Here is a 22,021-nt window from a genome sequence, read left to right as displayed (position 1 = left end):
CGGCGGGAGGGTGCGGGGGAACGGCGGCGGGAGGGCGCGGGGGAACGGCGGCGGGAGGGCGCCGGGAGCGCCGGGAACGCCGTCGCCCCGCCGGGGGGGCGGGGCGACGGTGGTGCGGGGGAGCGGTCGTGCGGGGGCGGGTCAGCCGTGGTTGACCGCGAGGGCGTAGAAGGCGACCCGGGCGCCCTTGGTGGTGCTGTCCGAGGAGGACTGGTTGTAGGAGCCGGCCTTGAAGTACTGGTGGTAGGCGTTGAAGGAGGACGGGATCGGGTAGTGGGTGGTGCTGCCGTTGACCGTCAGGTCGATGGTGTTGCCGCCGGAGACGGCGATGGTGTAGCTCCACTTGGTGCCCACCGCGACGTGGCCCACGGTGTGGGTGGTCTGCCCGCCGTCGGGGGAGTTCTCCACGCCCGCCACGATGTCGCCGCTCGCCCGGTAGTAGAGCTCGATCAGCGGCTTGGTGGAGGAGCCGCCCGAGCCGAGGTGGATCTGGCCGACGCAGACGTTGGAGGTCACCGAGACCACCCGCAGGGTCGCGGCCAGCCGGTGGCTGCCGGCCAGCGCCCAGTCGGCCGCGCCGCCGTTCGGGTTCATCTCGCGCAGCTCGGAGCGGGCGTAGTTGGAGTTGGGCGTGGTGACGCCCTTCTCCGGGGCCCAGAAGGTCATCGCGCCGTCGCCGCCGTCGGTGTAGAAGTACGCGTCGTGGAAGCCGTTCGGGCCCTGGAGCGCGGCGGAGGAGACGGTGGTGGGCGAGCCGGGGGAGCCGACCGGCTCCTGGAGCTGCCAGCGCGAGAGGTCGAAGTTGCCGCCGGGGGAGACCGCGGGGTTCAGGCCGCCGGCGGGCGGGGTGGAGCCGGTGGGCGGGTTCCACTGCTGGTTCGTCCCGCCGGTGCAGGTCCACAGTTGCAGCGGGGTGCCGTTGGCGGTGGAGCGGTCGGTGACGTCCAGGCACTTGCCCGCGCCGGTGTTGACCAGCCCGCCGCCGTCGGCGGTCCACTGCTGGGCGGCGGTGCCGTTGCAGTCGTACAGCTGCACCCTGGTGCCGTTGGCGGTGCCGGCCGCGGCGGCGTCCAGGCACTTGCCGAGCGCGCGGACGGTGTGGTCGGAGGTGTCCACCGTCCAGCTCTGCGCGGCGGTGCCGTTGCAGTCGTAGAGCTGGACGGCGGTGCCGTTGGCGCTGGCGGCCGCGGCGACGTCGACGCACTTGCCGCCGAGGCCGGTGATCGGGCCGGTGGTGGTCGCGGCGGAGGCGGCGGGGCCGAACAGGCCCAGGGTGCCGACGACACCGGCGGCGGTGGCCGCCGCGAGGAGGGGGGAACGGCGCTTCATGGGAGTCCTTGGTCGCTCGTGGTGGGGGCCCGGATCGCGAGCGCGGATGCGGGGACACGGGGACACGGGGGCGCGGGGCGCTGTCCGGCGGGGCGGTCCGGTGGGGCCGCGCACCCGGGGGAGCCGATGGACAGCAAACCTTACTGACGATCCGCCGGAATCCTGCTGGCTTGCCAAGACCCTGTCAAGATGCGGCGGGTGCGCCGGGCGGCGCTGCCCGGCCGGATCACGGTTGCCCCAAGCCCCCTCCCCGGCGCGGGAGTTCCGCGTTAGATTGCCGCGGTACGGGCACCGTACGGGGAGGCCGGGGTGAGCTTCGGATGAGCAACCAGATCGTCAAGGCCCTGGAGCACGGCGCGCAGAAACTCGGCAGGACGCTCGCCGAGGACGCCGGGAAGGCGCTGAAGGACTTCTACCGCAAGGCCGGCGACAACCTCAGGACCGTCGCGAGGAACACCCGCGAGACCGAGGCCAGGCACGTCGAGGACCTCGAGCGGATCATGCGCGGCGAGGGGCGGGGCGGCGTCCCGCACCCGCGCCCGGGCGGCGGGCGCGGCCGGGGGAGCGGACCGCTGGGCCGGGGCGGGCGGCGCGGGCAGTCCGTGGACGGGAACTCCGGCTGCCACACCGCCGGCGACCCGGTGGACGTGGTCTCGGGCCAGGTCGTCACCGCCGAACGGGACCTGGTGCTGGCCGGGCTGCTGCCGGTGGTGCTGCGCCGCTCGTACGCGTCGGGGTACGTCGGGGGCCGGCTGTTCGGGCAGGGCTGGTCCTCCACGCTGGACCAGCGGGTGGAGGTCGACGCCACCGGGGTGCACTACGCGGGCGACGACGCGCAGATCCTGCACTACCCGCTGCCGCCGCGCCACGGGGCCCGGGTGCTGCCGGACGCCGGGGCGCGCTGGCCGCTGACCTGGGACGCCGACGGGGGCTTCCGGATCGAGGACCCCGGCACCGGCCTGGTGCGGCACTTCGCCGACCCCGGCCCCGGCGGGGCGTACCGGATCGGCGAGGTCCGCCCGATCTCGGCGATCAGCGACCGCAACGGGCACCGGATCGCGTTCCGGCCCGACCCGGACGGCGTGCCCTGCGAGGTCGTCCACAGCTGCGGCTACCGGGTCGCCGTCGACCGCACGGTCACCCCCGGAGGCGTCCGGATCGAGGGCCTGCGGCTGCTCGACGGCACCGACGGCGGGCGCGGCACCGCCGTGGTCGGCTTCCAGTACTACCCGGACGGCAACCTCGCCGGGGTGGTCGACTCCTCCGGCCTGCCCCACGTCCACGAGTACGACGAGGCCGGGCGGATGACCGCCTGGATCGACCGCAACGGCCACTCCTACGCGTACACCTACGACGAGGAGGGCCGGGCCGTCTCCGGCACCGGCGAGGACGGCGTCCTCGCCGCGGCGTTCCACCACGACCCGCGGGCCCGGGTCACCGTCGCCACCGACAGCCTCGGCCACGCCACCGCCTACCACTACGACGAGCAGCACCGGGTGGTGCGGGTCGTCGACCCGCTCGGCCACGCCACCGGCACCGAGTACGACGAGCACGGCCGGGTGGTGGCCCGCACCGACGAACTCGGCCGCACCGTCCGCCTCCGACTGGACGAGCACGGCGACCCGGTCCGGGTGACCGCCCCCGACGGCAGCGAACTCACCGTCCGCTACACCGGGTTGCGCCGGATCGCCGCCCTGGAGGAGAACGGCCGCACCACCGCAGCCTTCGACTACGACGCCGCCGGGAACCTGCTCGGCCGCACCGACGCGGCCGGCGCCGTCACCCGCTACGCCTACGACGGCCAGGGCCGGATGACCGCGCTGATCGACCCGCTCGGCCGCACCCACCGGATCGCCACCGACCCCGCCGGGCTGATCACCGCCGTCACCGACCCGCTCGGCCGGACCGCGACCGTCGAGTACGACGCGTTCGGCCGGGTCGCCGCCGTCACCGACCCGCTCGGCGCCACCACCCGGCTCACCCGCCGGGTCGAGGGCCAGGTCACCGAGCGCCGCCACCCGGACGGCACCGCCGAGACCTGGAGCCACGACCCCGAGGGCAACACGGTCGAGCAGCGCGACGCCGCCGGAGCCGTCGTCCGCTTCGAGACCGGCCCGTTCGGACGCCTGCGGCGGCAGGTCCGCGCCGACGGCGAGGTCCAGACCTTCCGCTACGACACCGAGCTGCGGCTCACCGCCGTGACCACCGGCGAGGCGGTCTGGGAGTACCACTACGACCCGGCCGGACACCTGGTGGCCGAACGCGACCTCAACGGCCGCACCCTGCGCCACACCAAGGACGCCGCCGACCAACTCCTCGCCACCACCGACCAGGACGGGCGCACCACCGCCTTCGCCTACGACCCGCTCGGCCGGCTCGTCGAGCGCCGCGACCACGACGGCACCACCACCACCCTCGGCTACGACGAGCACGGCCACCTCGCCGTCCTGACCGACGGCCGCTCCACCGTGACCTTCACCCACGACCCGGTCGGCCGGGTGCTGACCGAGGACGTCGACGGCCGCACCACCCACCACCGCTACGACCCGCTCGGCCGCCGCACCGGCCGCACCACCCCCACCGGCCTCACCTCCACCTGGAGCTGGGACGAGGCCGACCGCCCCGCCGCGCTCACCACCCTGCTGGAGGAACTCACCTTCACCCGCGACGCGGCGGGCCGGGTCACCACCAGCCGCCTCGGCTCCGGCGCCGCCCTCACCCAGAGCTGGGACCCGTCCGGCCGGCTGACCGGCCAGGCCCTCTGGGCCCGCACCGACGGCGCCCCCGCCCCGCTGCACCGGCGCGGCTACCGCTACCGCGCCGACGGCCTCCCCGAAGCCGTCACCGACACCCTCCGCGGCACCCGCACCTACGCCCTCACCCCCGCCGGACGGATCACCCGCGTCACCGCCGACGACGCCCACGAGAGCTACGCCTACGACGCCCTCGGCGCCGTCACCCGTGCCCACGACACCCGCCGCCCGCAGGACGGCTGCGCCGGCGAACGCGCCTACACCGGCTCCCTGCTGCGCACCGCGGGCCGCACCGCCTTCGACCACGACGAGCGCGGCCGACTGGTCCGGCGCACCGTGCGCACCCTCTCCGGCGGGCGCCGCGAGTGGCACTACCACTGGGACGACCGGAACCGGCTGACCGGCCTCGACGCCCCCGACGGCACCCGCTGGGCCTACGGCTACGACGTCCTGGGCCGGCGCACCTCCAAACACCTGCTGGACGCCGGGGGCCGGATCCGCACCGACGCCGAACGGACCTGGTTCAGCTGGGACGACAACCAGCTCGCCGAGCAGCGCACCGTCCTGCCCAACGGCGCCGCCCGCACCGTCAGCTGGGACTGGGAGCCCGGCACCTGGCGGGCCGTCGCCCAGCGCGAACGGATCACCGGCCCCGACGGCGACCCGGTCGACGAGCGGTTCCACGCGATCGTCGCCGACCTGGTCGACGCGCCGAGCGAACTCGTCCACCCCGACGGCCGGATCGTCTGGCACGCGGACACCAACGTCTGGGGGCGCCGCTTCCGGCACCCTGCCGCCGACGGCGCCCCCGACTGCCCGCTCGGGCGGCCCGGCCAGTACCACGACGCCGAATCCGGCCTGGAGTACAACTACTTCCGCTACTACGACCCCGCCACCGGCCGCTACCTGAGCACCGACCCGCTCGGCCAGGAGGCCGGACCCGACCCGCACGGCTACGTCCCCAACCCGCTGTACTGGACCGACCCGCTCGGGCTGGCCCCCAAGCAGCCCTCCGGCTGGGGCGGCTGGTACGGCAAGCTGACGCCCGCGAACTGGACCGACGGCAGCGACACCACCCGCTACGAGGTCAACCACATCCCGGCCAAGGCCACCTACCTGGGCCTGGGCACCCCCGACCTCAAGGAGAGCACCGGCCCGGCGATCCGGATGGAGTACGACGACCACCGCGACTTCATCAGCACCGGCTCCTCCGCCGCCAGCGAGCAGTGGCGCGCCACCCAGAAGAGCCTGATCCAGCAGGGCAAGTTCGACGAGGCGATGAAGATGGACATCGACGAGATCCGCCGCGTCCACGGCACCAAGTACGACGCCGCGATCAAGGACATGGTCGACTCGCTGCCCGGCAACCGGAAGTTCCAGAAGTACCTGGCGGGGAACGGCTGGAAGATCCGCACCTGCCTCCTACAATGACCGGCATGGACATCGACCTCGAACCGGCCCGGGGCATCACCGGCTTCCCGCTCGGGATGGCCGCCGAGGACCTCGAGACCGCCGCCGCCGCGCTCGGCCGGGTCAGGGTCAAGGACGAGGGCCTCGCCGGGCGGTTCGCCTACATGAAGGTCACCGCCCTGCACGAGCAGTTCGAGATCGTCTTCCACCTGGAGGACGGCCGCACCCTCACCGCCGCCGAGGTCTGGGCCCCGCGCCCCGGCCCGGAGCGGATCACCGTCCGGCTCGGCGGCACCGACGTCTTCGCCGTCCCCGCCCGGCAGTTGCTCGACGAGCTGCGCGCCGCCGGGCACACCGTCATCGACAAGGTCCAGCACGCCTACGTGACCGACCTGCCGCTCGGCCTCACCCGCACCGCCGGGCACGACGTCCCGCTGGACACCGACGGCGAACCGCTCCACTTCCAGGCCGCCCTGGTCGCCCGCCCCGGCTACTACGACTTCCTGCTGCCCGCGGCCGAGTAGCCCGCCCCCCGGAGGAACCCGTGTCCGCACCGTCCGGCCCCGTCGCGTTCGAGCGGGTCGCCCCGGTGGTCCCGGTCCGCGACCTGGCCGCCGCCCTGGAGCGCTACGGCCGCCTCGGGTTCACCACCGAGCCGTACCGGGACGGTTCCGGGTACGGCTTCGTCTCGCGCGGCGCGGTGGAGCTCCACCTGACCGAGTGGCCGGAGCACGACCCGCTGCGCACCGGCGCGGTGGTCTACCTGTACGTGTCGGACGCGGACGCGCTGCACGCCGAGTGGGCGGCGGCGACACCGCCGGGACGGCTGACCGAGCCGGCCGACACCCCGTACGGGCTGCGCGAGTTCGGCTACGTCGACCCGGAGGGCACGCTGCACCGGGTCGGCTCCCCGCTCGCCCGCTGAGCGGGCCGAGGCGGAGCGGGCCGGGCCGGGTCGGGGCGAGCCGCGCCCGGCGAGCCGCACCGGGCCGCCCGTCGGTGCTCCGGGGGCCGTTCCCGTCCGTTCAAGAGGTGAATCCTGCACGCCACTTGACGGTGGGTCGTCACCCCCTCAACACTTCCGTACGAACCCAGAGAGCGCTCTCAACCGGTCGGGTTCAGCAGAAAGGCGAAACCACCCCTTCTCCCACTTCGGCCCGGCGTTCACTTCACGAAGCCGGACGAGAGGACCCCCATGCGAAGGACGACCGCCCTCTCCCACCCCCACCCCCGGCAGCCCGCCCGCCCCCGGGTGCTCGCGCTGCTCGCCGCGGTGGCGCTCACCCTCGCGGCCCTGTTCGGCCTGGCCGCCACCGCCGGCCCCGCCTCCGCCGCGGGCGACTACACCCAGAGCGCCACCCAGCTGAACGCCTCGCAGGTCAAGATCGTCTTCACCCCGACCACGCCCGCGCTCTACGTGGACGTCCACTACCTGGTCAACGGCGCCAACCAGCAGAACGTCCGGATGGCCAACAGCGCGGGCACCTGGAGCTGGACCGTCGGCTCGCTCACCACGGGCAACGCCCTGGAGTACTGGTTCACCTACGAGAAGAGCGGCCCGCAGTACGACAGCCCGCACTTCACCTTCACCGTGGGCGGCGGCGCGAGCAGCCCCAGCCCCAGCCCCACCGCCAGCGCCAGTCCCAGCAGCAGCCCCACCGGCGGCACCGGCGGGACCTGCCCGGCCCAGTCCGACACCCCGAACTTCGGGCCCAACGTGCACGTCTACGACCCGAGCATGTCCAGCGCCACCATCCAGGCCCAACTGGACGCCCACTTCAACCAGATGAAGGACACCCAGAGCGCCCAGTTCTCCGAGAACCGGGTCGCCGACCTGTTCAAGCCCGGCACCTACAACGTCAACGACAACGTCGGCTTCTACACCTCGGTGGCGGGCCTGGGCCAGAACCCCGGCGACGTCACCATCAACGGCAACATCACGGTGGACGCCTTCAACGCCTCGGACGCGGGCAACGCCACCCAGAACTTCTGGCGCTCCGCCGAGAACCTGGCCATCAACCCCGGCGGCGGCACCGACCGCTGGGCGGTCGCCCAGGCCGCCCCGTTCCGGCGGATCGACGTGCGCGGCAACCTGGCGCTCTACCCGGCCAGTTACGGCTGGGCGAGCGGCGGCTACGTCGCCGACACCAAGGTCAGCGGCCAGGCCGCCTCGATCTCGCAGCAGCAGTGGTACACCCGCGACAGCAGCCTCGGCAGCTGGGACGGCGGCGTGTGGAACATGGTCTTCTCCGGCGTCCAGGGCGCCCCGGCCAACACCTTCCCCAACCCGCCCGAGACCACCCTCGCCACCACCCCGGTCTCCCGTGACGTGCCCTACCTGTACGTCGACGGCTCCGGCAAGTACCGGGTGTTCCTGCCGAGCCTGCGCACCAACGCCACCGGCCCGAGCTGGGCGTCCGGCAGCACCCCGGGCAGCTCGCTGCCGATGAGCCGGTTCTACGTGGTCAAGGCCGGCGACACCGCCGCGACCATCAACAACGCGCTCTCCCAGGGCTGCAACCTGTTCGTCACCCCCGGGGTCTACCACCTCAACCAGACCCTGAACGTGACCAGGGCCGACACCGTGGTCCTCGGCATCGGCTACCCGACCTTCGTCCCCGACAACGGCGTCAACGCGATGCAGGTCGCCGACGTCGACGGCGTCCGGCTCAAGGGCCTGCTCTTCGACGCCGGCACCACCAACTCGGCCGCCCTGCTGACCGTCGGCCCGAGCGGCTCCTCGGCCAACCACGCCGCCGACCCGACCACCATCCAGGACGTCTTCTTCCGGATCGGCGGCGAGATCGCGGGCAAGGCGACCACCAGCCTGATCGTCAACAGCAACCACACGATCATCGACCACATCTGGGCCTGGCGCGCCGACCACGGCAAGGCCGGCACCTTCGGCTGGAACGTCAACACCGCCGACAACGGTCTGATCGTCAACGGCAACAACGTGCTGGCCACCGGCCTGTTCGTCGAGCACTACCAGAAGTACGAGGTCACCTGGAACGGCCAGAACGGGAAGACGATCTTCTTCCAGAACGAGATGCCCTACGACGTGCCCAACCAGGCCGCCTGGGTGTCGCCGACCGGCGTGAACGGCTACGCCGCCTACAAGGTCGGCAACGGCGTCACCAGCCACGAGGCGTGGGGGCTGGGCAGCTACTGCTACTTCAACGTCAACCCGGCGGTGAACGCCTACCACGCGTTCGAGGTGCCGAACACGGCGGGCGTGAAGTTCCACGACGTGCTGACGGTCTCCCTCGGGCACCAGGGCACGATCTCCCACGTCATCAACGACACCGGAGGCGTCACCCCGGACGGGACCGTCCCGGTCAACGTGGTCGCCTACCCGTAGCGGCTAGGTCGAACGAAGGGCGGGCGGCGGGCCGAAGGGCCCGCCGCCCGCCCCCGCCGTGCGGACGCGGGGCCGGTCAGGCGTGCGGGACGAGGGCCACCGGGGCGGTGCTGTGCTGGACGGCCGCGTGGGCCACCGCGCCCAGGTCGCTGCCGAGCAGGTGCGGGCGGCGGCCGACCACCACCAGGTCGGCGTGCTCGGCGGCGGCGACCACCGCGCCGACGGCGCCCCCGAGGCGGGCCTCGACGCGCAGTTCGACCTCCGGGTGGGCGGCGGCGGCACCGGCCAGCGCCCGGGTCAGGTCGGCCTCGATCTGCGCGCTCCGGTGGTCCGGGTCCGGGTCCGGCGGCAGCCAGCCGGGCGCCCCCGCCCAGAGCGGGACCATCTCCCAGCCGTGCACCGCCCGCACCACGGCGCCCGAGCGGGCCGCCTCGGCGAGGGCGAACTCCACGGCGGGCAGCGAGGAATCGCCCGCCAGGGCCACCACGATCTCCGGCCGGGCCGTGGCCCCGCCCAGCCGCGTGGGAGTGTCCACCGCGGCACCCGAGCCCGGCATCGCGGGCGCCTCCACCGCGGTGAGGGTGTCGGTGTCGGTGTCCACGGCCGTCGCCGTGGCCGTGGCCGTCGGAAGCGTGGCGGTGGCCGTCGTCGCGGGCCCGGGCGCGGTCGTGCCCGCGCTCGCGGCCGTCAGCGTCTCGGCCTCCGCCAGCACCTCGGCCTCCATCCGCGCGTCCGGCTCGACCGGTACGTCCGCGTCCGTGCGCGCGGCCACCGCCGCACGCGGGTCCCCGACCGGCTGCAGGGCGTTCTCCTCGGCGGGGTGCTCCCGGACCAGGACCACCGGGCAGGCGGCCCGGGCGGCGACCGAGAGGGCCACCGAGGTGCCCAGCATGTCGGCCAGGGCGCCCGGGCCGTGCGAGCCGAGCACCACCAGGTCGTAGCCGGCGGCGAGTTCGAGCAGCGCGTCGGTGGGGTCGCCGGCGGCGGCCTGGGTGCACACCGAAAGCTCCGGGTGGGCGGCCAGCAGGTCCGCCGCCAGGGTCTCCAGGTCGTCGTGCTCGGCCTGCTGGAGCGGGGCGGCGTCCGGGCCCTCCGGCCCGGCGGTGCCGAGCCAGTGCCAGACCCGGAGCAGAGTCAGTTCCGCCTCGCGCCGCACGGCCTCCGCCGCCGCCCACTCCACCGCGGCCCGGGACTGCGGGGAGCCGTCGTAGCCGCTCAGGATCTTCTGCGTCATGGTCCACGTCCCCTCTCGCGCCGGACGGCCGACCGCCGTCCGTGGCGGTCGTCGGCTACCCCGCTGAGCGGCGGACATGCGGGGGACGGGTGGTGCGGGTGGGGCTGGGCCGCGCGGGTGAGCGTGCCCGGCCCCGGGTGCGAGATCCCCGGGGCGGGCGGGGCCGGGTGCCAGAGTGACCGTGGTTCCGATCATCAGACCGAGGACGGTGGACACCGGTGTCCCGTGCCACACCCCGATCCTGGCGGGCCGCGGCCCTGCTGCTGGCAGCGCTCCTGTTCGTCCCGGCGGTCCCGGCCGCCGCCGACCCCGCACCCCCACCGCCCGGCGCCGACCAGGCCGGAGCGGCCACCGGGGCGGACCGGCCGCTCGACCGGCTGGCCGCGGACGTCGCCGAGGCCCGGCACGCCGCCGAGGCCGCCGAACAGCAGTACACCGCCGCCGCCGGGGAGTTGGCGCAGCGCCGGAAGGACTCGGCGGACGCCGCCCGGCAGGCCGACCGGCAGCGCGGACGGCTCACCGAGGCCGAGACGGAGGCCGCCCGGCTGGTCGCCGAGCAGTACCGCAGCGGCGGACTCGGCTCGCTGGCCCGGCTGTTCCTCGCCGACCGGCCCGAGGACTTCCTCGACCGGCAGCAGCGCGCCGCGTCCGACACCCGCAGCGCCGCGGCCGTGCTGCGCGACCTGCGCGAGGCCCGCAACCGGATGGTGCTGCTCTCCGAACAGGCCGCGCAGGCCGAGCAGTCGGCGTCCGCCGCCGCCGACCGGGCCCAACGGGCCCTGGACCAGGCCCGGCAGGGCGCCGCCCGCACCGAACAGCTGCTGGCCGCCGCCACCGCCGAGCAACTCGGCCTGCTGGAACAGCGCGAGAACGCCCTCGCCGCCGACGCGGACCGCCAACTCCTCGCCGCGGGCCCCGGCGGCGGGGCGTCCGCGGCCGGACGCCGGGCCGTCGAGTTCGCCCTCGCCCAGCGCGGCAAGCCCTACCTGTGGGGCGGCGCGGGCCCCGACGCGTTCGACTGCTCCGGCCTCACCTCGCAGGCCTGGCAGGCCGCCGGCGTCCCGATCCCGCGCACCAGCCAGCAGCAGTGGGCCGCCCTGCGCCACATCGCCCTGCGCGACCTGCGCCCCGGCGACCTGGTCATCTACCACGGCGACGCCGGCCACGTCGCGCTCTACCTGGGCGCCGGAGCCGTCGTCCACGCCCCGCACACCGGCACCGTGGTCAAACTCGCCCCCGTCACCATGCTCCCCATCCTGGGCGCCGTCCGCCCCGACCCGGGCACCCCGGCCGAACCCGCACCCCCGGCCCCGCCCGCCGCGGCCCCGCCCGCCGAGGCCGCGCCGCCCTCCTGACGGCAGATCGACGAGGACCCCTCCGACGTGCCCGGCCCGACGGCACCGGGCCCTGCCGGACGCCGGCCCGACGCCCCGCGAGGAGACCGCGCTCCGGCTGGGGCCGCCCCACCGTCCGGCGGGACGGCCGGGGTTGGCAGGATGGCAGGTCAGGGGCGGGCGGTACGAGTGGAGGGCGGGACGGGTGGGCGGCTGGGAGCGGGCACTGGACGCGGCGGGGGTGCGGGAGCCCGCGCTGCGGGCCGCGTACGGGCGGGAGCGCGAGCAGGTGGTGGCGTACAAGCGGGAGGTGGCGCTGGCCGCCGGGCTGCTGCTGCCGCCCGGGACGCTGCCGCACGTGATCGTCGCGACCGCGTTCATGCACCGCACCGACGACCTGCTGGACAGCGGGCCGCCCGCCACCCGCCGGGCCGCGTCCACCCGCTGGCGCGAGGAGGTCACCGCGGCGCTCGACACCGGCCGCACCGACCGGCCGGAGCTGCGGCCGCTGCTCGACAGCGCCGAGGCCCGGCCCGTGCTGCGCGCACGGGTGCGGGACTTCCTCGCCGCCGCGGACGCCGACCTCGACTTCGCGGGCTTCGCCACCGAGGCCGACTACCAGTCCTACCTGGACGGGTACTCGCTGCCCGGCTTCATGGTCGTCGCCGCGCTGCTCGGCCCGGACGGCGACCAGACCGCCTACCGCGCCGCCTGCCGGACGTTCATCGACTCCAGCCAGCGGCTCGACTTCGTCAACGACCTCGCCGAGGACCTCGCCGACGGCCGCCTCACCCTCCCGCGGCAGACCCTGGCCGAGTACGGCGTCACCCGCGCCGACCTGACGGGCGGCGCCGCGACCGGGCCGGTCCGGGCCCTGCTCGGTGCGCTGCTGGACCGGGCCGACCGTGACCGCGCCGCGAGCGGTGCGCTCGTCGACCTGGTGCCGCCCGCCCACCGGCCGATGGTCCGCTGCCTCGTCGGCGTCGAGCAGCTCACCGCCACCGCGGCCCGGGCCGACCTCGACGCCCTGCTGCGCCGCTCCGCGAGCCCCGCCAAGCCCGCCCTGCTGCGGCTGCTGGCCCGCGAGTACCTGCGGGCCCGCCGGACCCGCCGGGTGCGCCGGGTGCGCGGAGGGCGTTGAGAGGTCAGGCGGTGGCCGTCGGCGGGTGGGCGGCGGCGATGCCGGCCAGGACCAGGTCGAGGCCGGAGCGGAACTGCTCGCGGTCGTCGTGCTCGCGCAGCTGGTCGGCGACGGTGCGGGTGAAGGAGTAGGCGGCGGGGTCGAGGCCCTGCCAGGCGTTGGCGGCGTCGGCGAGCACCCGGGGGCGGTCGACGCCGGGGTCGAGGGCGTGGGCGGCGGCGGTGTTGGCGGCGTTCAGCGCGGTGGCGCCGAGGATGTAGTGCATCAGGGCCGAGGCGGCGGTGAACCAGCCCTCGACGGGCACGCCCATCGCCCGGACGTGGCGGCCCAGCGCCTCGAAGATCCGCGGGCCGACGGTGCCGCCCGGCCGCCCGGCCAGCTGGGCGGCGATCTGGGCGGAGAGCCAGGGGTGCGCCTCGGCGGCCTCGAACAGGCGCAGCGCGACGGCGTGGACGCCCTCCCGCGGCCGGTCGGCGGCGGGGCCGTCCGGAGCAGCCGGGCCGTCGGGGGCGGCCGGGCCGTCCGCGACGTCCGGCGTGGCGGGGCCGTCGGGGGTGGCCGGGTCGTCCGGGGCGAGCGGGAGGGCGCGGGCCACCACCGCCTCCGTCGCGGCGGCCAGCAGTTCGTCCTTGTTGGCGACGTGCCAGTAGATCGCGCCCGCGCCGGTGGCCAGCCGCTCGGTCAGCACGCGGAAGGTCAGCCCGCCCTCGCCCGCCGCGTCCAGCACCTCGACGGCGGTCTCCACGATGCGCTCGCGGGAGAGCGCGTCGCTGCGGCGGGCGGTACGGCGGGGGGAGCGCGGGGTCGGGCTGGTCATGGGTCGAGTTTGACATATCTGGAACGACGTTCCAACAATGGAATGGCGTTCCAGTCCATTCGACCCCGCCGGGAGGCAGCCGTGAACACCCCCGCCCACACCCCCGTCACCATCGTCGGAGCCGGCCTCGGCGGCCTGCTGCTGGCCCGCGTCCTGCACGTCCACGGCATCCCCGCCGAGGTGTACGAGGCCGAGACCTCGCCCACCGCCCGGGCCCAGGGCGGCATGCTCGACATCCACCCCGACAACGGCCAACCCGCCCTCGCCGCAGCCGGGTTGACCGAGCAGTTCCGCGCCCTCGTACTGCCCGGACGGGAGGCCGCCCGGGCCCTGACCCCCGACGGCGGCGTGCTGCTCGACCAGCCCGACGACGGCACCGGCCAGCGCCCCGAGGTCCAGCGTGGCGACCTGCGCGACCTGCTGCTCTCCGCGCTGCCCGCCGGCACCGTGCACTGGGACCGCAAGGTCGTGGACGTCCGGGCGCTCGGCGGCGGCCGCCACCGGGTGGAGTTCGCCGACGGCGGCGCCGTCACCACCGACCTGTTGGTCGGCGCGGACGGCGCCTGGTCGAAGGTCCGCCCGCTGCTCTCCGACGCCCGGCCCGCCTACACCGGGACGTCCTTCGTCGAGACCTACCTGCACGACGCCGACACCGCCCACCCCGCCACCGCCCGGGCCGTCGGTGGCGGCGCGATGTTCGCACTCGTCCCCGGCCAGGGCATCCAGGCCCACCGCGAGGCCGGCGGCGTCCTGCACACCTACGTGGCGCTGCGCCGTCCGCTGGAGTGGTTCGCCGCCGTCGACTTCACCGACCCGGCCGCCGCCAGCGCCCGGATCGCCGCCGAGTTCCCCGGCTGGGCGCCCGAACTCACCGCCCTGATCACCGAGGGCGCCACCCCGCCCGTGCTGCGCCCGCTGCACACCCTGCCCGCCGACCACCGCTGGGAGCGCGTCCCCGGCGTCACCCTGATCGGCGACGCCGCGCACCTGATGATCCCGTCCGGCGAGGGCGCCAACCTCGCCATGTACGACGCCGCCCGGCTCGGGCAGCTGCTCGCCGCGCACCCCGGCGACCCCGAGACGGCGCTCGCCGCGCACGAGGCGGAGATGTTCGCGCGCAGCGCCGCCGAGGCCGCCGACGCCGCCGTCCTGCACGAGCTGATGCTCGGTCCGACCTCCCCGCACGGCCTGATCGCCATGTTCACGGGCGCGGGTGAGGGCGCGGGTGAGGGCGAGAGCGCAGACGCGGACGCGGGGGAGTCGGCGGGAGTCTGAGGGGCGGGCGTCCGACTCGGGGCCGGTGCGGGCATGGCCGTCCGGGAAACGGGCAGGCGGTGAGCGGCGGACGGTTCGGCGTGCCGGATCAGGTCGACCGGCACGTCGTCCCAACCGCCGCCGTCGGCACGGGAGTTCGAGCTGTGCCGCCGGGTCGGCCCGGTCTCGCCGGGCGGTTCGGCGGACGGTTCGGCGGCTGACCCGGGGTCAGGCGGCCGAGATGCGAAATATCGCACAGGTGAGATATGTTCGCGCAGTGACCGAAGACTACCTCTCCCGCATCGGCAAGCTCGTCCGCGCCGCCCGTACCCACAAGGGCTGGACGCAGACCCAACTGGCCGCGGCCCTCGGCACCACCCAGAGCGCGGTGGCCCGGATCGAATCGGGCGGCCAGAACATCGGCCTGGACCTGGTCGCCCGGATCGGCGAGGCGCTCGACAGCGAGATCGTCTCGCTCGGCGTGGCCGGCCCGATGAACCTCCGGGTGGTCGGCGGACGCCGCCTCTCCGGCAGCATCGAGGTCCGCACCAGCAAGAACGCCTGCGTCGCGCTGCTCGCCGGCTCCCTGCTGACCACCGGCCGCACCACCCTGCGCCGCGCCGCCCGGATCGAGGAGGTCTACCGCCTGCTGGAGGTCCTCGCCAGCATCGGCGTGCGCCACCGGTGGATCAACGACGGCCTCGACCTGGAGATCACCCCGCCCGCCGAACTCGACCTCTCCGGCATGGACGAGGAGGCCGCCCGGCGCACCCGCAGCATCCTGATGTTCCTCGGCCCGCTGCTGCACCGCGCCGACCGCTTCGAGATCCCCTACGCGGGCGGCTGCGACCTCGGCACCCGCACCGTCCAGCCGCACCTGTCGGCGCTGCGCCAGTTCGGACTGCACGTCAACGCCACCACCGGCAGCTACCGGGCCAGCGTCGACCGCGGCGTCTCCCCGCAGCGCCCCATCGTGCTCACCGAACGCGGCGACACCGTCACCGAGAACGTGCTGCTGGCCGCCGCCCGCCACCCCGGCACCACCGTCATCCGCAACGCCAGCGCCAACTACATGGTCCAGGACCTGTGCTTCTTCCTGGAACTGCTCGGCGTCGAGGTCGAGGGCATCGGCACCACCACGCTCACCGTGCACGGCAAGGCCGTCATCGACGCCGACGTCGACTACGCCCCCTCCGAGGACCCGGTGGAGGCGATGAGCCTGCTCACCGCCGCCGTCGTCACCGACTCCGAACTGACCATCCGCCGGGTGCCGATCGAGTTCATCGAGATCGAGCTCGCCGTCCTCGACGAGATGGGCCTGGAGTGCGAGCGCGGCCCCGAGTACCCGGCCGCCAACGGCCGCACCCGGCTCACCGACCTGACCGTGCGCCCCTCCAAGCTGGTCGCGCCGATCGACAAGATCCACCCGATGCCGTTCCCCGGCATCAACATCGACAACCTGCCGTTCTTCGCCGCGATCGCCGCCTGCGCGCACGGCTCCACCCTGGTCCACGACTGGGTGTACGAGAACCGCTCGGTCTACCTCACCGAACTCGGCCGGGTCGGCGCCAGCGTCCAACTCATGGACCCGCACCGGGTCCTGGTCGAGGGCCCCACCCGCTGGCGCGCCGCCGAGATGATGTGCCCGCCCGCGCTCCGCCCCGCGATGGTCCTGCTGCTCGCCATGCTGGCCGCCGAGGGCACGTCCATCCTGCGCAACGTCTACGTGATCAACCGCGGCTACGAGGACCTGGCCGCCCGCCTCAACTCGGTCGGCGCGCAGATCGAGGTCTTCCGCGACATCTGACGCCGCGTCCGGCACCGTGTCCGACGCCGAGCCCGGGGCCGGACCGGCCGCCGCGTCCGGCCTCCGTACCCGGCCCCGCCCCGGCGGGATATCGCACCAGTGCGGTAGCGGTTCCTTCACGGCGGGGTCGGGGCGGAGGTCCAGCGGGCGTACCGACAGGTCTCCGACCACCGGGACGCCCCGGAACGCGCGCTGCGGTGAGCGGGGCCGCCCGCCGCGCCGGGGCGCTGGACGGCGTGCGGGACGGCGTGCGGGACGGCGTGCGGGACGGACCCGGTGGCCCGGGGGCGTGACGTAGATTGGGGGCGGACGAAGGGGGAGCTCCGATGGCGGTGCGCACGGAGGAACCGGCCCGGGTGGGGCCGCTGCTGGCGCAGTGGCGGCGGCGCAGGCGGGTCAGCCAGCTGGAACTGGCCAACCTGGCGGGCGTCTCGGCGCGGCACGTCGGCTTCGTGGAGACCGGACGCGCGCAGCCCAGCCGCGAGATGGTGCTGCGGCTGGCCGAGCACCTGGAGGTGCCGCTGCGGGAGCGCAACGCGCTGCTGATGGCGGCCGGGTACGCGCCCGTGTTCCGGGAGAAGCCGCTCGACGACCCGGCGATGCGGCCGGTCCTGGAGGCGGTGCGGCGGGTGCTGCGCGGCCACCACCCCTACCCGGCCCTGGCGGTCGACGGCCGGTGGGACATCGTCGCCTCCAACGCCGCGTTCGACCTGTTCACCGAGGGCGTCGCCGCCCACCTGCTGGAACCGCCGGTGAACGCCCTGCGGCTGGTCCTGCACCCCGACGGGATGGCCCCCCGGATGGTCAACCTCGGCCAGTGGCGCGGCAAACTGCTCACCCGGCTCGCCCGCTGCGCGGCGCTCGACGAACGGCTCCGCCCGCTGTACGAGGAACTCCAGGGCTACCCGTGCGACCAGCCGGTGCCCGAGGTCGACGTCCCCGGCCCGGACGACATCATGGTCCCGCTCGAACTGCGCTGCGGCGACCGGGTGCTGACCTTCATCGCCACCCTCGCCACCTTCGGCACCGCCCGGGACGTGACCATCTCCGAACTGCTCATCGAGAGCTTCTTCCCGGCCGACGACCGCACCGCCGCCCACCTGAACGCCCTCACCGGCCCGCCCCCCTCCTCCTGAACTCCCGGCCGGGGACACCTACCCGGGGGCACCTACCTGGCGGGTAGTTGAGGTGCCCGGCGGCCCCGGGGAGAGTGGATCGCGTACCGCGCCCCGCACCCGCCGCCCCGGCGGGGCGGAGCGGCGCGGGCCTCCCACTTCCCCGCAAGCCGCAGGAGCCTGCCCTCCCATGACCGACAGCACCACCGTGCCCGCCGCTCCCGTCCCCGCCCCCGTCCCCGCCCAGGCCGCCGCGCCACCGGGCGCGCCGCACCCCGCCACGCTGCCGATCGTCCTGGTCGGCGTGTTCCTCTCCGGGCTCGACTTCTTCATCGTCAACGTCGCCGTCCCCGCCATCCGGCTCGACCTGCACGCCACCGACGCCCAGATCCAACTCGTCGTCGCCGCCTACGCGCTGGCCTACGGCGTCGGCCTGATCACCGGCGGCCGACTGGGCGACCTGTACGGGCGCCGCCGCGTCCTCGCGCTGGGCATGACCCTGTTCACCGCCGCCTCCGCCGCCGCCGGCGCCGCCCCCACCGCCGAGCTGCTGATCGCCGGACGGGTGCTCCAGGGCGCCGCTGCCGCCCTGATGGCCCCCCAGGTGATCGGCATCATCACCACCTCCTACCAGGGCCAGGCCCGCACCAGGGCGCTGAGCTGGTACGCCGCCGCGGCCGGGATCGCCGCCGTGTTCGGCCAGTTGATCGGCGGCGTGCTGATCCGCACCGACGTGCTGGGCCTGGGCTGGCGGGCCTGCTTCCTGGTCAACCTGCCGATCGGCCTGGCCGCCGCCGTCGCCGCGGCCCGGCTGCTCCCGGAGTCCAAGGCCCCCGGCCGGTCGCGCCCGGACCTGCTCGGGCTGCTGCTGGCGACCGCCGCGCTGACCGCCGTCTGCCTGCCGCTGATCGAGGGCCGGGAACGCGGCTGGCCGCTGTGGACCTGGCTGCTGCTGGCCGCCGGACCGCCGCTGCTCGCCGCGTTCGCCCTCCAGCAGCGCCGACTGGCCCGGACCGGCGGCTCGCCCTCGCTCGACCTCTCCCTGTTCCGGGAACGCGCCTTCACGGCGGGCCTGGCCGCCCAGCTGATCTTCTGGGCGTCGATGGCCTCGTACTTCCTGGTGTTCGCGCTCTACCTCCAGCAGGGCCGCCACCTGGCGCCGATCTCCTCCGGCCTGGTGTTCAGCGTGCTCGGCGTCGGTTACGTGGCCGCCTCCGCCACCGCCCGGCACCTGGCCGCCCGGATCGGCCGGCACGCCATCACGGCGGGCTGCGTGCTGCGCGCCGCCGGGCTGCTGCTGGAGCTGTGGGCCGTCGCCGACACCACGACCAGCCTCTGGTGGCTGGTGCCCGGCCTGCTGCTGGACGGCTGTGGCATGGGCCTGTCCTTCGCCCCGCTGACCGCCACCGTGCTGGCCCGCGTCCCGGCCGCGAGCGCGGGCTCGGCCGGCGGCGTGCTGACCACCGGCCTCCAGGTCGGCAACGCCCTCGGCGTCGCCCTGATCGGCCTGGTCTTCTACCGCGTCCTGGCCGACACCCCCGGCCCCGACGCCGTCCCCGCCGCGTTCCGCGCCTGCCTGCTGTACGTGCTGGCCGCCACCGCGCTGCTCGCCCTGGTGGTCCAGGCGCTGCCCGGCCGGAAGGCGGCCGAACGGTGACCGCCCCGACGCAGGGGGCGGCGGCCGGGCCCGACCCCGAGGAGCTGGCCCGCCGCTACGTGCGGCTGTGGAACGAGCCCGACCCGGACCGGCGCCGCGCCGCCGTGGCGGAGCTGTTCGCGCCCGCGGTCGCGCACCGCACCCCGACGACGGCGGTGGACGGCCGGGCGGCGCTCACCGAGCGGATCGCCCTGGCCCACGCGGCGTGGGTGCGCGACACCGGGCACGCGTTCCGCCTGCTGCCCGGCACGGACGGGCACCACGGGGTGGTCCGGCTGCGCTGGGAGATGGTGCGGGCGGCGAGCGGCGAGTGCGTCTCGGCGGGCACCGACCTCCTCGGACTCGACCCGGCCGGGCTGGTCCTGACCGACCACCAGTTCATCGACCGCTGAGCCCGGCCCGACCGCCGGGCCCGGCCCGACCCTGACGGCCCGGGCCCGGACGGACCGCCGGCCCCCGAGGGGAATCCCCCCCCCGGGGGCCGGCGGTCCGCCGCGGCCGGACGCTTCCGCTCCGCCCGGCCGCGGTGCGTCACCCTCGCCGGTGGCGCGTCACGGCTGCCCGCCGCGCTCCAGCGGGATGCGCTCGCCGGCCTCGACCGCCGCCGGGAGGCGGTTCTCGGCGGGCGGCAGCGGGCAGGTGGCCAGGTCGGTGTAGGCGCACGGCAGGTTGGTGGCCCGGTTGAAGTCGACCGTGACCCGGCCCTGCGCGTCCGGCTCGTCGATGCTCAGCGAGCGGTTGGCGGCGTACGTGGTGACGCCCGAGGTGGCGTCGGTGAACAGCACGTGGAAGCTGCCCGGCCGGAAGCCGTTGAACGCGGTCAGCCGGTGCGTGCCGCCGCCGTCGGGCAGCGTGAACTCGATCTCGCCCGGCGCGTCGTACACGTGCTGCAGGCCCTCCACGGCCGCGCCGACCGTCACCGGGCGCGGCTCCTCGAACGGCAGGTAGCGGCCGGTCAGCGCCCAGTGCGGGTCCGGCGCGTAGGCCGGGGTGCGGGTGAAGGCGCGCAGCAGCGGGTTGTCGGGGTGCCGGGGCCGGACGATGTCGTGGCCGCCGCGCTTGGCGACCTCGATCACCGCCTCGCCCGCCGTCGCGTACCGGCTGGCCCGCTCCGGCAGGACGCCGAAGTCGTACCGGCCGCGCACCGGCTCCCCGTCGAGGAGCAGCTCCTCGCCCTCGTCCAGCTCGACCCGCACCCCGTCCGGGCCGGTCGACCAGGCGCCCGGGGCGTCCGGGAAGCGGGTCGGCTCGGCGTCCAGCCAGTGCAGGCTGGTGACGGCGAGGAAGCCGTGCGGGTCGGCGAGGGCGCGCTGGCTGGCGGCGTGCCACTCCTCCCACTCGCGGGTGAACTCCTCGGTGCCGGCGGGGTCCTGGGCAGTGGTCGGTTCCTGAGTGGTCGTCATATCGCTTCCTCGGCAGTGCGGACGGGGACGGGCGGAAGGTCGAGGTGTTCGCGCAGGGTGCTGCCCTCGTACTCGGTGCGGAAGACGCCGCGCTCCTGGAGCAGCGGCACCACGGTGTCGGCGAACTCGTCCAGGCCGCCGGGCGTCAGGTGCGGGGCCAGGATGAAGCCGTCGCTGGCGTCGGACTGGACGAAGCGGTTCATCTCCTCGGCGATCCGGGCCGGGGTGCCGACGAAGGACTGGCGGGCGGACACCTCGATCACCAGGTCCCGGATGGACAGCTTCTTCGCCGCGGCCAGCTCCCGCCACTCGCGGGCCACCGCCAGCGGGTCCCGGCCGGTCCGGACCGAGGCCCGGCCCCGGGACACCGTGTGCTCGCCGACCAGCGGGTCGACCTCCGGCAGCGGCCCCTCCGGGTCGTGGTCCGACAGGTCCCGGTTCCACACCTGCTCCAGCAGCCGGATCGCGGTCTGCCCGCTGACCTGCTGGCGGCGCACCAGCGCGGCCTTCTCGCGGGCCTCCGCGTCGGTGGCGCCCAGCACGAAGGTCACCGCGGGCAGGATCTTCAGCGCGTCCGCCGACCGCCCGTGCCGGGCCAGCCGGCCCTTCACGTCCGCGTAGAACGCCTGCCCGGCCTCCAGGGTGCCGTGCCGGGAGAAGATCGCGTCCGCCGAGGCGGCGGCGAACTCGCGGCCCTGCTCGGAGTCGCCGGCCTGGAAGATCACCGGACGGCCCTGCGGCGCGCGCGGCACGTCGAACCGGCCCGCGATGTCGAACTCGCTGCTGCGGTAGGCGAACCGGCCCGCCTCCGGATCGCCCAGGAACACCCCGGACGCCGGATCGGCCACCACCTCGTCCCCGCGCCAGGAGTCGAACAGCCGCCAGGACGCCTCCAGGAACTGCCGGGCCCGGGCGTACCGGTCCTCCTCGCGCAGGAAGCCGCCGCGCCGGAAGTTCTCGCCGGTGAACGCGTCCCAGGAGGTCACCACGTTCCACGCCGAGCGGCCCGCCGAGAGGTGGTCCAGGGTGGCGAACTGCCGGGCCACCTCGTACGGTTCGTTGAACGTCGAGTTGATCGTCCCGGCCAGGCCGAGCCGGTCGGTGACCGCGGCCAGCGCCGCCAGCACGGTGAAGGTGTCCGGCCGGCCCACCACGTCCAGGTCGTAGATCAGCCCGTTCTGCTCGCGCAGCCGCAGGCCCTCGGCCAGGAACAGGAAGTCGAACTTGGCGCGCTCGGCGGTCCGCGCCAGGTGCGCGAAGGAGCTGAACGCGATCTGGCTGCCCGCCGCCGGGTCGCTCCACACCGTGGTGTTGTTCACGCCCGGGAAGTGCGCCGCCAGGTGGATCCGCTTGAGCGGCTTGCCGCTGCTGCTCTGGTTGCTCATGTCTGCTGCGTTCCTTCGGAG

Annotated in this window: 16 protein-coding genes; 11 read left to right on the top strand and 5 right to left on the bottom strand. The window is 75.1% G+C overall.

Going from position 1 to position 22,021, the window contains the following annotated elements; translation table 11 throughout:
• Window positions 1–141 precede the first annotated feature (141 nt).
• Complete coding sequence (locus tag ACIQVD_RS12965; RefSeq protein ID WP_402288557.1) at window positions 142–1,329, bottom strand: polysaccharide lyase family 7 protein; 1,188 nt, start codon at window positions 1,327–1,329, stop codon at window positions 142–144.
• A 320-nt stretch (window positions 1,330–1,649) separates the two neighbouring features.
• Here ACIQVD_RS12965 and ACIQVD_RS12960 point away from each other — a divergent pair, with 320 nt between their 5' ends.
• The 4 genes from ACIQVD_RS12960 (at window position 1,650) to ACIQVD_RS12945 (ending at window position 8,853) form a co-directional block, all read left to right on the top strand.
• Window positions 1,650–5,513 (top strand): DUF6531 domain-containing protein, encoded by a 3,864-nt coding sequence (locus ACIQVD_RS12960; protein WP_402288555.1) that lies wholly within the window; start codon window positions 1,650–1,652, stop codon window positions 5,511–5,513.
• 5 nt (window positions 5,514–5,518) lie between these two features.
• A complete protein-coding gene (locus ACIQVD_RS12955; protein WP_400684452.1) occupies window positions 5,519–6,016 on the top strand; it encodes a hypothetical protein in 498 nt (165 codons plus the stop codon).
• 20 nt (window positions 6,017–6,036) lie between these two features.
• On the top strand, window positions 6,037–6,417 hold the full coding sequence (locus ACIQVD_RS12950; protein WP_402288552.1) for a bleomycin resistance protein: 381 nt from the start codon (window positions 6,037–6,039) through the stop codon (window positions 6,415–6,417).
• A gap of 270 nt (window positions 6,418–6,687) precedes the next feature.
• A complete protein-coding gene (locus ACIQVD_RS12945; RefSeq protein WP_402288550.1) occupies window positions 6,688–8,853 on the top strand; it encodes a hypothetical protein in 2,166 nt (721 codons plus the stop codon).
• Window positions 8,854–8,929: 76 nt separating this feature from the next.
• Here ACIQVD_RS12945 and ACIQVD_RS12940 read toward each other — a convergent pair whose 3' ends face one another.
• Window positions 8,930–10,087 (bottom strand): universal stress protein, encoded by a 1,158-nt coding sequence (locus ACIQVD_RS12940; protein WP_400684460.1) that lies wholly within the window; start codon window positions 10,085–10,087, stop codon window positions 8,930–8,932.
• A gap of 218 nt (window positions 10,088–10,305) precedes the next feature.
• Here ACIQVD_RS12940 and ACIQVD_RS12935 point away from each other — a divergent pair, with 218 nt between their 5' ends.
• Both ACIQVD_RS12935 and ACIQVD_RS12930 read left to right on the top strand, forming a co-directional pair.
• Window positions 10,306–11,442, top strand: coding sequence for an NlpC/P60 family protein (locus ACIQVD_RS12935; protein WP_402288547.1), 1,137 nt, complete (start codon window positions 10,306–10,308; stop codon window positions 11,440–11,442).
• Between the two features lie 184 nt (window positions 11,443–11,626).
• Window positions 11,627–12,562, top strand: coding sequence for a squalene/phytoene synthase family protein (locus ACIQVD_RS12930; protein WP_402288545.1), 936 nt, complete (start codon window positions 11,627–11,629; stop codon window positions 12,560–12,562).
• Window positions 12,563–12,566: 4 nt separating this feature from the next.
• Here ACIQVD_RS12930 and ACIQVD_RS12925 read toward each other — a convergent pair whose 3' ends face one another.
• A complete protein-coding gene (locus tag ACIQVD_RS12925) occupies window positions 12,567–13,379 on the bottom strand; it encodes a TetR family transcriptional regulator (RefSeq protein WP_402288543.1) in 813 nt (270 codons plus the stop codon).
• Window positions 13,380–13,460: 81 nt separating this feature from the next.
• Between ACIQVD_RS12925 and ACIQVD_RS12920 the strand changes: the two genes are divergently transcribed.
• From ACIQVD_RS12920 to ACIQVD_RS12900, 5 genes are all read left to right on the top strand, one after another.
• On the top strand, window positions 13,461–14,654 hold the full coding sequence (locus ACIQVD_RS12920) for an FAD-dependent oxidoreductase (protein WP_402288541.1): 1,194 nt from the start codon (window positions 13,461–13,463) through the stop codon (window positions 14,652–14,654).
• A gap of 256 nt (window positions 14,655–14,910) precedes the next feature.
• A complete protein-coding gene (locus ACIQVD_RS12915) occupies window positions 14,911–16,440 on the top strand; it encodes a UDP-N-acetylglucosamine 1-carboxyvinyltransferase (RefSeq protein WP_400684473.1) in 1,530 nt (509 codons plus the stop codon).
• 326 nt (window positions 16,441–16,766) lie between these two features.
• Entirely contained in the window at window positions 16,767–17,576 is an 810-nt protein-coding gene (locus ACIQVD_RS12910; RefSeq protein ID WP_400684476.1) for a helix-turn-helix domain-containing protein, read from the top strand.
• Window positions 17,577–17,745: 169 nt separating this feature from the next.
• Window positions 17,746–19,212, top strand: a complete 1,467-nt coding sequence (locus tag ACIQVD_RS12905) for an MFS transporter (protein WP_400684479.1) — start codon at window positions 17,746–17,748, stop codon at window positions 19,210–19,212.
• A complete protein-coding gene (locus ACIQVD_RS12900) occupies window positions 19,209–19,604 on the top strand; it encodes a nuclear transport factor 2 family protein (RefSeq protein ID WP_402288538.1) in 396 nt (131 codons plus the stop codon). The genes ACIQVD_RS12905 and ACIQVD_RS12900 overlap by 4 nt, the downstream gene beginning before the upstream one ends.
• Before the next feature lie 159 nt (window positions 19,605–19,763).
• Here the strand turns inward: ACIQVD_RS12900 and ACIQVD_RS12895 are convergent, their stop codons facing one another.
• Window positions 19,764–20,615 (bottom strand): DUF1684 domain-containing protein, encoded by an 852-nt coding sequence (locus ACIQVD_RS12895; RefSeq protein ID WP_402288536.1) that lies wholly within the window; start codon window positions 20,613–20,615, stop codon window positions 19,764–19,766.
• On the bottom strand, window positions 20,612–22,000 hold the full coding sequence (locus ACIQVD_RS12890; protein ID WP_100839084.1) for an NtaA/DmoA family FMN-dependent monooxygenase: 1,389 nt from the start codon (window positions 21,998–22,000) through the stop codon (window positions 20,612–20,614). Before ACIQVD_RS12890 ends, ACIQVD_RS12895 begins: the two co-directional genes overlap by 4 nt.
• Between the last annotated feature and the right edge of the window lie 21 nt (window positions 22,001–22,021).

The organism is Kitasatospora sp. NPDC090308, assembly GCF_044769485.1.
Taxonomy (GTDB): domain Bacteria; phylum Actinomycetota; class Actinomycetes; order Streptomycetales; family Streptomycetaceae; genus Kitasatospora; species Kitasatospora fiedleri.
The sequence above is the reverse complement of the archived record's forward strand: the minus strand, read 5'-3'. Positions and strand labels throughout refer to the sequence as shown.